Here is a 13,755-nt window from a genome sequence, read left to right on the forward strand (position 1 = left end):
GCCATAGCCATAGGTATCTACACATCTTTTTTGAGGGCGTGCGAGCATCTGTAGTGAGCGGGCTTGTCCCGCGCTGGGCTGCGAAGCGGCCCCAGACCAGGCGACTTGGATTTATCTGGGACTCGACGGCGTCTTTATTGGGGCGGCTTCGCCACCCAGCGCGGGACAAGCCCGCTCACTACAAAGTTGTGTAGATACCTATGCCGCGATAGCGGTGTACCAGATACATGATCTGTGCGTAACACCCTGTCATCGCAGGCAAGCCAGCTCCCACAGTTGATATCAGCGCTCTATACAAAGTTGTCATGATCCCTTGCTAACCTGCCGCTCAGTCGTCCCGGCAGGTTCACGCCATGCTCATGCGCTTTTTGCTGTGCTGCGGGCTGGCCACGGTCGCCACGTCGACCCAGGCCATGACCCTCTACAAATCCACCGATGCCAATGGCGTGGTGTTTTTCAGCGACCGGCAAACCCCCGGTGCCCAGGCGTTTGTGATCCCGGAGCGCCGTGCCGAGCGGGTGAAGCCTGCGGTGCGCCTGGTGCCTGAACGCCGTTATCCACAGCAAGCCTACCGTTATCCCTTGCCTTGGCGTGGCGGCCCGTTCCGCCTGACCCAAGGCCCCAACGGCAGCTTCAGCCATACCGACGCCAAGAGCCGCTACGCCATGGACATTGCCATGCCCGAAGGCACGCCGATCATTGCGGCACGCAGCGGTGTGGTGGTCAGGACCGAAAACGCACAGGCCGGGCGGGGCAGTGATGCGTCGGGGAATTTCGTCAGGGTGCGTCACAATGACGGCACCGAGGGCGTGTACCTGCACCTCAAGCAAGGCTCGGTGAGCGTCCGGGCAGGGCAGCGCGTGGCGATGGGAAGCCCACTGGCGTTGTCGGGCAATACCGGCAACAGCAGCGGGCCGCACCTGCACTTTGTGGTGCAGCAGAGCACCGAGGCCGGGCTGGTGTCGATCCCTTACGAGTTCAACCAGCCGGTCGGCACATTGCCCAATTTTGCATTGGGCAATTAACGGTCAGTCCAGCAGCAGGACCTTGGCCAGCACGATCTTCGGCCCTTTCATCTTCTTGATGATGATGCGCAAGCCTTCCACTTCCAGCACTTCTTCCTCTTCCGGCACCCGCTTGAGGGTGTCGTAGATCAGCCCGGCCAGGGTTTCGGCTTCGATGTGGTCCAGGTCGACACCCAACAGGCGTTCAACCTTGAACAGCGGCGTATCGCCGCGCACCAGCAGCTTGCCCGGCTGATAGGCCAGGATGCCGCGCTCGGCCTTGCGGTGTTCGTCCTGGATATCACCGACCAGCACTTCCAGCACGTCTTCCATGGTGAGGTAGCCGATGATCTTGCCGTCGGCTTCTTCCACCAGGGCGAAGTGCGCGCCGCCTTTGCGGAACTGTTCCAGCAACTGCGACAACGGCATATGCCGCGACACGCGTTCCAGCGGGCGGGTCAATTCGGCCAGGTTGAACGACTCGGGAATGTGGTCCAGGGCCGCCAGCTCCAGCAGCAGGTCCTTGATGTGCAACAGGCCCACGAATTCATTGCGCACCGCGTCGTACACCGGGTAACGGCTGAATTTGTGGCGGCGGAACAGTGCGAGGATTTCCTTGAGCGGAGCATTGAAGTCCAGGGTGACCAGATCTTCCCGCGAATTGGCCCAGTCCACCACTTCCAGCTCGCCCATTTCCACGGCGGAGGCCAGTACGCGCATGCCTTGGTCGCTGGGGTCCTGGCCACGGCTGGAGTGCAGGATCAGCTTGAGCTCTTCGCGGCTGTAATGGTGCTCGTGATGCGGGCCAGGCTCGCCTTGGCCGGCGATGCGCAGGATAGCGTTGGCGCTGGCATTGAGCAGGTAGATCGCCGGGTACATGGCCCAGTAGAACAGGTACAGCGGCACCGCCGTCCACAGCGACAGCAGCTCGGGCTTGCGAATGGCCCAGGATTTGGGCGCCAGCTCACCGACCACGATGTGCAGGTAGGAAATCACGAAGAAGGCGGCAAAGAACGACACGCCCTTGATCACTTCGGGCGATTCAACGCCCATCGCGCCCAGCAGCGGCTCGAGGATATGCGCAAACGCCGGTTCACCGACCCAGCCCAGGCCCAGGGAGGCCAGGGTGATACCCAGCTGGCAGGCCGACAGGTAGGCGTCGAGCTGGCTGTGTACGGTCCGCAGGATCTGCCCGCGCCAGCCATTGGTGTGGGCGATGGCCTCGACCCGAGTCGAGCGCAGTTTGACCATGGCAAATTCCGCCGCAACGAAGAAACCGTTGAGCAGTACCAGGACCAATGCAAAAAGGATCATGCCAAAGTCGGCGAAGAGCGTAGCGAGGGTGATACCAGGGGAAGGGTCCATGATGGGGTTTTGCAGGTTCCGTGTGTTCAATAAAGGGGACGGGTGGGCCTGGAAGGCAGGCGCAAGTCGGCCAATGTAGCGGCTGACGGGGCGCTTGCCTAGTGTCTGCTGCCGGGCGGGGCGTGGAATACGGTCTTCGAAATGCAGTAGAGCTAATGTGGGAGCGGGCTTGCTCGCGAATGCGGTGGGTCAGCTATGCATGTGTTGGCTGATCCACCGCCTTCGCGAGCAAGCCCGCTCCCACATTGGATTCGTGTTGTGCTCGGGTTATTTATCGCTCTCGGTTACCCGAAAACGCGTCATCTGGGCTGGCGGAAAATGGCAGGTAAACGTACTGCCATGCCCCAGCACGCTGCTGATTTCCAGGCGTGCACGGTGGCGCAACAGCACATGCTTGACGATCGCAAGGCCCAGCCCGGTGCCGCCGGTGTTGGAGTTGCGGCTGGAATCTACGCGGTAGAACCGTTCGGTCAGGCGTGGCAGGTGCTTGGCATCGATGCCGATGCCGGAATCCTGCACGCTCAAGTGTGCGCCCTGTTCGTCGGCCCACCAGCGGATGCGGATATTGCCTTTGTCCTGGGTGTATTTCACGGCGTTGAACACCAGGTTGGAAAACGCACTGCGCAACTCACCTTCGCTGCCTTTGAGCAGTACGGCCGGGTCGGCTTCCAGGCTGATCTGCTGCTCGCGCTGGCCGGACAAGGCCAGGGCATCGTTCTTGATGGTCTGCAGCAGGCTCTGCACGGCCACGGGATGGTTGTCCGACGGGTAATCGGTCGCTTCCAGCTTGGCCAACAGCAGCAGGTCGTTAAGCAGCGTTTGCATGCGTGAACCTTGTTGCTGCATCTGCTGCAGGGCACGGCTCCAGCGCGGGTTGATCTCGTCGACGTTATCCAGCAGCGTTTCCAGGTAACCGCAGATCACCGTCAGTGGTGTGCGCAGTTCATGGGAGACATTGGCGACGAAGTCTTTACGCATCTGTTCCAGCTGGTGGATGCGGGTGACGTCGCGCACCAGCATTAAGTGTTCGTTGTTGCCGTAGCGCGTCAGGTACAACTGGATGCGTACGCGGTCATTGGTGGGCGAGGGGATTTCCAAGGCTTCTTCGTAGTTATCCTGCTCGAAGTACTCCTTGAAGCGCGGGTGGCGCACCAGGTTGGTCACCGGCTGGCCGCTGTCCTGGGGCGTCTTGAGGCCCAGCAGGGTCTCGGCGGCGCGGTTCCACCATTCCAGGTTGCCGTCGCTGTCGAGCATGATCACCGCGTCCTTGAGCGCGGCGGTGGATTCCTGCACCCGGTCGATCACCGCTTGCAGGCGCCCGCGCACCCGTTGGTCGCGGCGTTGCAGGTGGTAGATGCTGTCGAACACTTCGCCCCACAGGCCATAGCCATCGGGCGGCGCTTCGTCGGGTTTGTGCTGGCGCAGCCATTCATGCAGCCGCAGCAATTGCTTGAGGGTCCAACCCAGGTACAAGCCAATGCCGACCGCCAGGCTCCAGCCGTAATAACCGCTGACCAGGCCCACCAACAGGCAGCCGGTGATCAGCAAAAGCATGTGGCGGATCAGGGTGCCGTGCCAGTTTTGATTCACTTGAACATGCGTCCTTGTCAGCTGTTAAGTCAGGCGCTTACGTGCACAAATCGGCTGGCTCAGCCTTTGGTGGAAAACCGATAACCGGTGCCGCGCACGGTTTGTACCAGATTCTCATAGGCCTCGCCCAAGGCTTTGCGCAGGCGGCGGATATGCACGTCCACGGTACGTTCTTCCACGTACACGTTGCCGCCCCACACTTGGTCGAGCAGCTGGCCACGGGTGTAGGCGCGTTCCTGGTGGGTCATGAAAAATTGCAGCAAGCGATATTCGGTAGGGCCCATCTCGGCGGGTGTGCCGTCGATGGTCACGCGGTGGCTGATCGGGTCCAGCAGCAGGCCGCCGACTTCGATGGGTGCTTCGCCATCGGTCGGACCGGCGCGGCGCAGTACAGCCTTCAGACGAGCGACCAGTTCCCTTGGGGAAAAGGGTTTGGTGATGTAGTCGTCGGCGCCGACTTCCAGGCCCTGGATCTTGTTGTCCTCTTCGCCCTTGGCGGTGAGCATGATGATCGGAATATCTCCGGTCAGCTCGTCACGCTTGAGGCGGCGGGCCAGCTCGATGCCGGAGGTGCCGGGCAGCATCCAGTCCAGCAGGATCAGGTCCGGCTTGCGGTCGACAATGATGGCATGGGCCTGCTGGGAGTTCTCCGCCTCCAGGCAGTCATAGCCGGCCATTTCCAACGCAACGGCGATCATCTCGCGGATGGGCGCTTCGTCGTCAACAATCAGAATGCTCCTGCCAACCATTGCCTGAATCCTCTTGTCATTTAACTGTCTTGCGCCGCATTAGATAACGGAATTATTGCAGTCGTGTGACAGTAATTTAGTCGCTAGAGCATTCTGCGCCTCTCTGGACTACGCTAGGGGTCCGAATCCTGACAACCACAATAGGAAGGTTCCGATGACTTACAGCACGATTTCCTGGAAAGCCCTGCTGGTAATGGCGGCGTTGACGCTGCCAGGCCTGGCGTTCGCGGCGGAGCCGGCGATGACTAAAGACGGGATGCTGGTGGACCACAAGGGCATGACCCTCTACACCTTCGACAAGGACGCCGATGGCAAGTCAGTGTGCAAGGACCAGTGCGCGACCAACTGGCCGCCACTGAAGGCTGAGTCCACCGACACGTCGACGGGCAAGTGGACGGTCATCACCCGCGATGACCAGACCAGCCAATGGGCCTATGACGGTAAGCCGGTCTACACCTACAAGGATGACAAAAAGGCCGGTGACAAGAGCGGTGATGGCAAGGGTGGCGCGTGGCATGTGATCAAGCCTTGATTCAGCGGCGGCGTTGAGACCTTCGCGAGCAAGCCCGCTCCCACATTCGACCAAGTTCCAGCTTTGGAATGCGTTCGAGTGTGGGAGCGGGCTTGCTCGCGAATACGTCGGCCCAACCGCTACAAAAAAAGGTGCCTAGCGCACCGCGTAATCCACCACAATCCCCACAAAAATCGCCAACCCGGCCCAATGGTTGTGTAAAAACGCCTTGAAGCACTTCATGCGGTCCCTGTCCCGGGTGTACCAGAACTCCCAGGCAAAGCAGCCAGCCGCCGCCAGTAACCCCAAGTGGAACCAACCCCCCAGCTCGAACCGCGCACCAGCCATTAACAGGCACACCAGCGCCAGGCCTTGCAGGGTGAGAATGATCACCCGATCGGCATCGCCAAACAGAATGGCGGTGGATTTCACCCCAATCTTCAAATCATCGTCACGGTCAGTCATCGCGTAATACGTGTCGTAGCCCACCGTCCACAGCAGGTTGGCGATATACAACAGCCATGCGGCTGCGGGCAGGCTGCCGGTCTCGGCGGTGAATGCCATCGGCATGCCCCACGAAAACGCCGCCCCCAGCACCACCTGCGGGTAATAGGTGTAGCGCTTCATGAACGGATAGCTCGCCGCCAGCGCCAGGCCGCCGAGGGAGAGGAGGATGGTGGTGGCGTTGGTCAGCAGCACCAGCAGGAAACTGATCCCCATCAGCACCGCAAAAAACACCAGCGCCTCTTTCGAACTGATCTTGCCGCTCACCAACGGACGCTGTTCGGTACGCTTCACATGGCCGTCGACCTTGCGATCGGCCCAGTCATTGATCACGCACCCACCGGCGCGGGTCAGCACCACGCCCAGCACGAACACCGCGATATTGATCAAGGATGGCGAACCTTTGCCCGCGATCCACAGCGCCCACAACGTCGGCCACAGCAGCAGGTAGATGCCGATGGGCTTGTCCATGCGGGTCAATTGAATGAAATCCCAGGCCCTGGGGTTCAGGCGGTTCAGGGATTTGAGCAGACGCTGGTACATCAGCAGTTCTCCGGGTGGGCGTGCAGCGCATGCCAAAAGCTTGGCAAAAAGATCTCCGCAACCAGCACGCTCAGGGGGCCGCGATCGAAACGTGAGCGGCGGGCCCACAGGTCGTCGACCTGATCGGCCGGGGGCAACCATTGCCGCGGGTAATGGCACACCTCGATGGCTTGGCGGGTGAACGCCTGGTCGCAGAACAGCAACTCGCCCAGCGAGCGGCTGCCCAATTCATCCATGTGCAAGCCGTCGCCCTGCAAGGCACTGCGCGCCGCCACACTGCGGGCGAACACCCAGGGCTGGCCGTGCCCACGCAAGTACACCTCGCGCACCCAACCGATACTGGCCGGCGCCAAGGCCAGGGCGGCGCATTCATCATCGCGCAACGGCTGCCAACCCTCGAACAAAGGCGTTACGCTGAAGCCATCGCTGGACAGCCACGTCAGCCGTCGCGTCAGCGAGTCTTCGTTGAACAGCCAGTTGAGGGTCAAGGGCGCAGGTGCAGGGGTCAAAAGGCTCTGGGGCAGCCATTGGCAAGCATCGGGAAGGACGATTGAGTGCGGCACGGCGGGTCAGTATTGGCAGCAAAAGAGGCGTCGAGCTTACCATGGCGTTCCGGTTTTTTGCCGGGCCGAACCGGCTGTTTGCGTTGATCGTGCTTGCATCTGCCGGCCCTGATCAGTACAAAACGCCCTGAGCCGTACGGCAACGCGGGTCTATCGACCGTCGGCCAAGACGCCTGGAAACCTGAGGAAGCAAGTAATGAAGAAGTGGCAATGTGTAGTCTGCGGCCTGATCTATGACGAAAAAGACGGCTGGCCGGATGATGGAATCGCACCGGGCACCCTGTGGCAAGATGTCCCGGAAGACTGGCTGTGCCCTGACTGCGGCGTGGGCAAAATGGATTTCGAAATGATCGAAATCGGCTGATTTTCGGTTTTCAGACGACGTACTACAAGGAGAAAGGAATGAACGCACCTGTCGTGATCATCGGCACAGGACTGGCCGGCTACAACGTGGCCCGGGAGTTTCGCAAGCTCGACAGCGAGACCCCATTGCTGCTGATCACCGCGGATGACGGGCGCTCCTACTCCAAGCCCATGCTCTCCACCGGTTTCGGCAAGAACAAGGAAGCCGATGGCCTGAGCATGGCCGAACCTGGCGCCATGGCCGAGCAACTCAAGGCCCAAGTGCGTACCCACACCCGTGTCAGCGGCATCGACCCCGGCCACAAACGCCTGTGGATCGGCGAAGAAGCCGTGGCCTACCGCGACCTGATCCTGGCCTGGGGCGCGGAAACCGTGCGTGTACCGGTTGAAGGCGATGCGGCTGAACTGATTTTTCCGATCAACGACCTTGAAGACTACGCGCGCTTTCGTGCAGCTGCCGCCGGCAAGCGCCGTGTGCTGGTGCTCGGTGCCGGGTTGATCGGCTGTGAATTTGCCAACGACCTGATCCTTGGCGGCTACGAGATCGACCTGGTGGCGCCGTGCGAGCAAGTCATGCCAACCCTGCTGCACCCAGCGGCGGCCGCAGCGGTGCAGGCCGGATTGGAAGGCCTCGGCGTGCGCTTCCACCTGGGCCCGGTGCTCAATCGCCTGCAGCGCACGGCGCAGGGCCTGGAAGCCCATCTGTCGGATGGTGAAGTGATCCCTTGCGACCTGGTGGTCTCTGCCATCGGCCTGCGCCCGCGTGTCGACCTGGCCGCCGCCGCCGGCCTGCAGACCAATCGCGGGATCATGGTGGACCGCCACCTCAAGACCTCCCACGCCAACATCTACGCCTTGGGCGACTGTGCCGAGGTCGACGGCTTGAACCTGCTGTACGTCATGCCCCTGATGACCTGCGCCCGCGCCCTGGCCCAGACCCTGGCCGGCAACGCCACCGCCGTCAGCTACGGCCCCATGCCGGTGACCGTCAAGACGCCGGTGTGCCCGCTAGTGGTTTCACCCCCGCCACGCGGCACCGAAGGGGTTTGGAGCGTTGAGGGCGAGGGCGCCGACATTAAAGCCCTGTGCCGCGACAGCAGCGGCCGCTTGCTGGGTTATGCATTGACCGGCAGCGCTGTGATGGAAAAACTGGCGCTTAATAAGGAACTTCCGCCGTTGTTGGCGTAAATACTGGCCGTTCTGTCGCAATAAGCACATTTTTCCCCCTAGAAAGGCCGCCGCGAGGCTGGCGCGGCGTTCGGCGGCATGCCATCCTCACTCCCGTCTGCCGCAGAGTAGAGCCTGCGGCGCTTTGGGCGCCGCTCCGTCAGAGAGCGGCACGGACATAACAACAAAAAACCGTCAAAGAGGCTTCACTTATGCGTAAACCAGAACTCGCAGCCGCCATCGCTGAAAAAGCGGATCTCACCAAAGAGCAGGCCAACCGCGTACTCAACGCCGTTCTCGAAGAAATCACCGGCGCCCTGCACCGCAAGGACAGCGTCACCCTCGTAGGCTTCGGCACCTTCCTGCAGCGCCACCGCGGCGCCCGCACCGGCAAAAACCCCCAGACCGGTGAGCCGGTGAAAATCAAGGCCAGTAATACCGTTGCGTTCAAGCCGGGTAAATCGCTGAAAGATACTGTTAACGCGTGATGGCGTACCGTCTCGTAGGGGGCGGGGTGGTGAAGAAATGGGCACGCCGACTGGGTTGGGTGCCCATTTTTGTGAATTTAATATTCAGGTGATCCTGGCACAATCGTTTGCCTTCAGGCGGTCCACCCGTTTTCGGCACACCACTGCTGTACATCCGCGATCAATTCTGCTGAAACCGGCTGAAGATTAGGCAGCTTTTTCTCGTACTTCTTAATGCTTTCAACAAAAAAGGTAATAAACGCCGCACCGATTAATTTGCGCTGAGCGGCCTTGTCTTTTTTATGTGGGACGAAATCTTCCTCGTCCATGGCAATATCCAGACCGAACATTTTGTCTTTGGCGTAGTAACGGCAAAATGTTTTTCTTTGCAGATCCTTCGGCAAGCATCGCAGGCAAACCACCAACTCCCAATCAAGAGAAGGATATTTCTCTTCTACCAAAGTACCAAGGTCCCGTAGCTCCTTGCTGATTTCACTGACCTTGCTCCAGCCTGGCGAGTCTGACGTGATACCGATCAACATGTTCTGTTCTCCTAGTGTCTGCACTTGTTACCTGGGGGCAACTTACCTCGGCGTTTAAAGTATTTACCTATCTTCAGCTTTTCCCAAAGCTGCATATTAGTCTTGGTAGGCGCGGCCATAACCTTCTTGTACTCAAGGTTCTTCGATTTAAGCCATTTGAGGGTGTATCGCCTTTTAGGATGAATCGTCTCGCCGACTTTCCAGACCTCCCCTTCCTTCAGATAGACTTTGCCAACTGGATTACGCTTGCCCCATTCCATTTCGTCATAGAAACCGTCCTTAGTCGCCAATAGATAATACAGTTCAGGCGCCAGGCCCCATGGGTCAATCCATGAGACGGGATTTGCAGCGTATTGATAGATATTGAAGCCGCCTGCAAGACCAATTGGATCTGGCGTTATAAACCGCCCCACATCCGGATCATAAAACCTGAACGTGTTGAAATGCAGCCCCGTCTCCCGATCCAGATACTGCCCCTGGAACCGCAGGTTCTGCTCTTCAATGTAATAAGGCTCGCGCACTTCCTCCAGCGTATTGCCCCACACCCGGTAGGTCGCCTGCCAGACGCTGTAGCCGTCGTCCTCGGTGAGCTGTTCCGGCAGGCCGTTCAGGTCATTGTGGTAATAGCGAATTTTTTGCAGCGGCCCAGTGCCATCGACCCGCGCCAGAGGTTCGTAGCCTTCATCTTCGTAAACATAAAGACTGGTCTGGCTATGTTTATGCTCCTGCACCAACCGCAAACCATCCCAGGTAAATCGCGTTTCCCCCAGCGGATACCCATTGCTGCCATGCTCGGTTTTTTCAATCCGGCGCCCCAGCGGGTCATACGCCATTCTGACCACGCTGCCGTTGTCATTGCGCACTTCAACCAACCGGCTTTCAGCGTCATACGCAAACCGCTGCACACCCCGCTTGGCGCTGCGCTTTTCAATCATCCGTCCAAACGCGTCATAGCGATAACGCTTGTCCTCATATGTCAGCAGCTTGTTATGCACCACCAACCCGGCACCCGCCTGTGGGCTGTCGAGCAAATTGGCGGCGGCGTCGTAGGCGAAGGTTTCGCGCTGGCCGTGCAGGCTGTCCTGGCTGGCGATGATGCGGCCGGTGGCATCGTAGTGCAGCAATTGGCGGTGCTGCGCGGCGGGTTGCTGGTCGAGTTTGCCGATCAGGTTGTCGGCGGGGTCGTATTCGAACTGTTTTTGCGCTGCTGCGGGCATCAACGATGGTTGACTGGCAAGGCGGCGTTGGCGCGAGCGCAGGCGGCCGCTGCGGTCGTATTCGCTGCGGGTGCTGAGCTGGCCTTGGGTGCGCAGCACTTCGCGGTGCAGGCGGTCGCGTTCGAAGTCGCTGATGACCTGGCCGTCGAGGTTGATCTGGTGCAGGTGGCCGCTGCCGTAGTACAGGCGGTTGAGCCAGCGGCCGTCGGGCAGTTGGGTCTGGATCAGGTTGCCGAGTTCGTCGTAGTGGTGTTGCAGCGTGCCAGCCGCACTCTGCTCGCCAAGCAACTGGCCGAGAGCGTCGTAGGCGAAGCCCAGGGCCTGGGTATTGCCTTGCAGATCGGTGAAAGTCACCGCCGTGAGCTGGTCCACGGCATCGTAGCTGTACTCGGTGCGGCCATCGTCGGTGATTTTCGCAACCAGCCGGCCGACGGCATCGCGCTCCAGCCGATGAACGATGGGGGCGGGCGGTGCCTCGGGGACTACCGCCAGGCCATTGCCGAAAGGCGCCGCAATGGCGGTCACCGTAGTGATGTTGTCCAACAGGTCGTAGTCGTAACGCTTGGCGCTGCCGTCCAGGTCCTGCTGCTCGGCCAGGCGGTCGGCGGCATCCCAGGCAAACCGATAGCGCTCACCGTTCTCGTTGATCAGTGCTTGCAGGCGCCCGTAGCTGTCGTAGCCGAACTGCACCTGCCGGCCATGGGCGTCGGTGCGCTGGCTGACCTGGCCGCGACGGTTGTGCTGGTAGAGCGTGGTGTGCCCGGCCGGGTCGGTATACCCCAGCAGTTGACCGCTGATGTCGCGCTGGTACTGCTCGATACGGCCATCCGGCAATTGAGTGCTTAGCAAGCGCCCCTGGGCGTCGTAGCTGAATTGCGTGCGCTCACCCAGCGCATCGGTGATGACTTGCAGATAGCCGCGTTCGTCGTAGCTGAAGCGCGTCGGGTAACCCGAGCAGTCGATATGCTCGACCAGTTGCCCGAATGGGTTCCAGCGCAGCTTTTTGCTTTTACCGGTGGCATCGATGATTTCCACGACCTGGCCGTGGGCGTCATAACGGTAGCGAGTGACATAGCCCAGTGGATCGGTTTCGGCGATGCAGTTGCCACGTGGGTCGTAGCGATATTGCCAACTGTTATCGGCGGCATCGGTTTCCACCAGTGGCAACGCCCAATGCTCCAGCCACAAGGTCGAATCGCTGCGGCCCAGTGGGTCGGTTTCGCCGATCAGGTTGCCGGATTCGTCGTAGCTGTATTCGTAACGCCCACCCTGCGGGTCGGTGGCGCTGAGCAATTGGCGCTCATCGTTCCATTCGAACAGCCAGGTCTGGCCGAGGTTGTCGCTGTAGCGAATGATCTGGTGCTGCGTGTTCCAGTGCCGCGTGCTGACGCGTTGCAAACCGTCGGTAATGCGGGTGAGGCTTGCGCTCAAGTCGTAGTCGAACTGGTAAGTGTCCCCCTCATCGGTCCAGTGCCGGACAACCCTCCATTCCAGGCCTTCAACCAAGGCCCACTCATAGAAACATCGCAACCCGGTCGGCAACTGATGTTCCACCATGCGCCGACCGCTGTCGTAGCTGAAGCGCCGCTGCACCTGGCCTGTGGCATCGCGTACCTGCGCCAGGCTGCCGGCGGCGTCGTAGCCATAACTGACGAGTACTTCGCGGCGCTGATCGGGATACAGGCGCTCGATCTGGACCACCTGTTCGCGGTCGCGAATCAGCTCAACCTGCACCAGGTCGAAGGTATCTCTCAGCCGTACCAGGCGTCCGGCCTCGTCATAGTCAATAAAGATGCGGTTGTCGTTGCGGTCACCGAGTTGCACCAGGCGTAACAACGATGCATCGCTCGGCGAGGGTTCGAACAAACGGTACAGCCCGTCATCGCTCTCAATCAGCAACTGCCCATTGAGGTGCCGCCGCACGGCGAGCCCTTCACCGGCGCTGAACACCGCGCCGCCCAAGGGAATCGAGCCCATGTCGATAGGGCGCCCCTGCTCGTCGGTGTATACCAGCGTCTCGCCACCGTCGGGATGAGGTCGGACTTCGACGCAGACCTCATACGGCACGCTCCAGCCCGCGCCAAACAGACTGCCGGTGCGATCGTCACGGCTGTTATAGAAACGTTGCCAGTCAATCGGCAAGATGCCGGGCAACACGAAGTCCAGCTCATCGACATCGCCCAGTACCTTTGCGCCCGTCGCTGCATGCACAGGGTTCGACGAGCCCATTGCCGCGTTGGCCATCGCCCCCATCGCACTGCTGACGGCCATCGAAGTGGCGCCGCCGATCAGCATGCACGGCAACTTGCTGAAGAACTTGCCCTTGCCGCCCTTGAGCATCAACAGCGCCGTCACTGCCAGTCCGACGCCCGGCGTCTTGCCGCTGCGAATCTCACGCACCACCACAGAGCCGCCGCCGATGGTCACGTTGGATGAAATCAACCCGGACGCCACCACGGTTGCATCACAGGTGCTGCGATCACCGCTGCGCACCGCCGGCTGGCCGTTGATCGTGACCTTGTCCGAGCCTTCGGCCAGAAACTGCGGCGGCATCGGCGGGTGTTTCATGCACACCACCAGGTCCAGCGGCTTGGGCACGGCACCGGGCGCCGGTGTCGCAATGGTCGGACGCCACATCTGCGAGAAGAAACTCTCGGCCATGTCCAAATAGCTGGCTTCGGGCGCCGGTGCAGGCTCTTCCAGCTCGGTACCGGCCGGCGCGATATGGGAGCTGATCGCCCCGGCGGCGCGGGCGGCGGGGAGGTTGTTGGTCAGGGTGTCGGTGGAACCGGTGAGGATATTGGCCTGTACCGTGGGCGGAAAAAGAGCATTGCTAAAGGCATCGCATAACTTCGTCAGGCCTTTGTCGGCCCCGGTCTTGCTCATGGCCAGGCCGACAATCGTGCCCACCACCGCGCCCAGCAGGAAGCAGCCGAGCCCGCCGGTGGCAACGGTAATGCCGGTGGCCGCGACCACGGCAGCGGTCGCCACCGCCGTGATCGCGATATTGGCCGCCACCTCCAGCACACCGCCGAGGATGTCGGCCATCATCGACGTGTGGGAGAGCGCATCGCCCATGCGGGCAGCCCAAAGTGCGTCAGACACGCGTTCTGCTCAACGTCATAGCATTCCCTTGAGACGTTCGATTATCAGGCAGTCAGCCATACTGG

General features: G+C 60.8%; 12 protein-coding genes. 5 read left to right on the forward strand and 7 right to left on the reverse strand.

The annotated features are described in order from the left end of the window. The first annotated feature begins 353 nt into the window (after positions 1-353). Positions 354-1,025, forward strand: coding sequence for a peptidoglycan DD-metalloendopeptidase family protein (locus ACLH0H_RS09565; RefSeq protein WP_411381830.1), 672 nt, complete (start codon positions 354-356; stop codon positions 1,023-1,025). A gap of 3 nt (positions 1,026-1,028) precedes the next feature. Here the strand turns inward: ACLH0H_RS09565 and ACLH0H_RS09570 are convergent, their stop codons facing one another. The 3 genes from ACLH0H_RS09570 to phoB all read right to left on the reverse strand — a co-directional run bounded on the left by ACLH0H_RS09570 (position 1,029) and on the right by phoB (position 4,708). Then, positions 1,029-2,369, reverse strand: coding sequence for a hemolysin family protein (locus tag ACLH0H_RS09570; RefSeq protein ID WP_076952078.1), 1,341 nt, complete (start codon positions 2,367-2,369; stop codon positions 1,029-1,031). Positions 2,370-2,636: 267 nt separating this feature from the next. Further along, on the reverse strand, positions 2,637-3,923 hold the full coding sequence (phoR, locus tag ACLH0H_RS09575) for a phosphate regulon sensor histidine kinase PhoR (RefSeq protein WP_411382392.1): 1,287 nt from the start codon (positions 3,921-3,923) through the stop codon (positions 2,637-2,639). Positions 3,924-4,018: 95 nt separating this feature from the next. Next, on the reverse strand, positions 4,019-4,708 hold the full coding sequence (phoB, locus tag ACLH0H_RS09580) for a phosphate regulon transcriptional regulator PhoB (protein ID WP_010207570.1): 690 nt from the start codon (positions 4,706-4,708) through the stop codon (positions 4,019-4,021). Between the two features lie 154 nt (positions 4,709-4,862). On the opposite strand from phoB, the gene ACLH0H_RS09585 reads away from it, so the two are divergent. Next, complete coding sequence (locus ACLH0H_RS09585; protein ID WP_411381831.1) at positions 4,863-5,240, forward strand: hypothetical protein; 378 nt, start codon at positions 4,863-4,865, stop codon at positions 5,238-5,240. A gap of 135 nt (positions 5,241-5,375) precedes the next feature. Here ACLH0H_RS09585 and ubiA read toward each other — a convergent pair whose 3' ends face one another. Both ubiA and ACLH0H_RS09595 read right to left on the reverse strand, forming a co-directional pair. Next, positions 5,376-6,266, reverse strand: a complete 891-nt coding sequence (gene ubiA / locus ACLH0H_RS09590; RefSeq protein ID WP_411381832.1) for a 4-hydroxybenzoate octaprenyltransferase — start codon at positions 6,264-6,266, stop codon at positions 5,376-5,378. Further along, entirely contained in the window at positions 6,266-6,829 is a 564-nt protein-coding gene (locus ACLH0H_RS09595) for a chorismate--pyruvate lyase family protein (RefSeq protein ID WP_411381833.1), read from the reverse strand. The genes ubiA and ACLH0H_RS09595 overlap by 1 nt, the downstream gene beginning before the upstream one ends. A gap of 196 nt (positions 6,830-7,025) precedes the next feature. On the opposite strand from ACLH0H_RS09595, the gene ACLH0H_RS09600 reads away from it, so the two are divergent. The 3 genes from ACLH0H_RS09600 (at position 7,026) to ACLH0H_RS09610 (ending at position 8,847) form a co-directional block, all read left to right on the forward strand. Further along, positions 7,026-7,193: a rubredoxin gene (locus ACLH0H_RS09600; RefSeq protein WP_003213373.1), complete on the forward strand. Its 168-nt coding sequence runs from the start codon at positions 7,026-7,028 to the stop codon at positions 7,191-7,193. A gap of 38 nt (positions 7,194-7,231) precedes the next feature. Then, complete coding sequence (locus ACLH0H_RS09605) at positions 7,232-8,380, forward strand: NAD(P)/FAD-dependent oxidoreductase (RefSeq protein ID WP_411381834.1); 1,149 nt, start codon at positions 7,232-7,234, stop codon at positions 8,378-8,380. Between the two features lie 191 nt (positions 8,381-8,571). Further along, positions 8,572-8,847 carry an HU family DNA-binding protein gene (locus ACLH0H_RS09610; RefSeq protein ID WP_003176958.1) on the forward strand — a complete coding sequence of 92 codons (276 nt, stop codon included), beginning with the start codon at positions 8,572-8,574 and terminating at the stop codon, positions 8,845-8,847. Between the two features lie 113 nt (positions 8,848-8,960). Here the strand turns inward: ACLH0H_RS09610 and ACLH0H_RS09615 are convergent, their stop codons facing one another. Next, positions 8,961-9,368, reverse strand: a complete 408-nt coding sequence (locus tag ACLH0H_RS09615) for a hypothetical protein (protein ID WP_307388161.1) — start codon at positions 9,366-9,368, stop codon at positions 8,961-8,963. 11 nt (positions 9,369-9,379) lie between these two features. Then, complete coding sequence (locus ACLH0H_RS09620; protein ID WP_411381835.1) at positions 9,380-13,690, reverse strand: RHS repeat-associated core domain-containing protein; 4,311 nt, start codon at positions 13,688-13,690, stop codon at positions 9,380-9,382. Positions 13,691-13,755: the final 65 nt, after the last annotated feature.

The organism is Pseudomonas sp. MPB26 (assembly GCF_046605355.1).
Classification (GTDB): Bacteria; Pseudomonadota; Gammaproteobacteria; order Pseudomonadales; family Pseudomonadaceae; genus Aquipseudomonas; species Aquipseudomonas cedrina.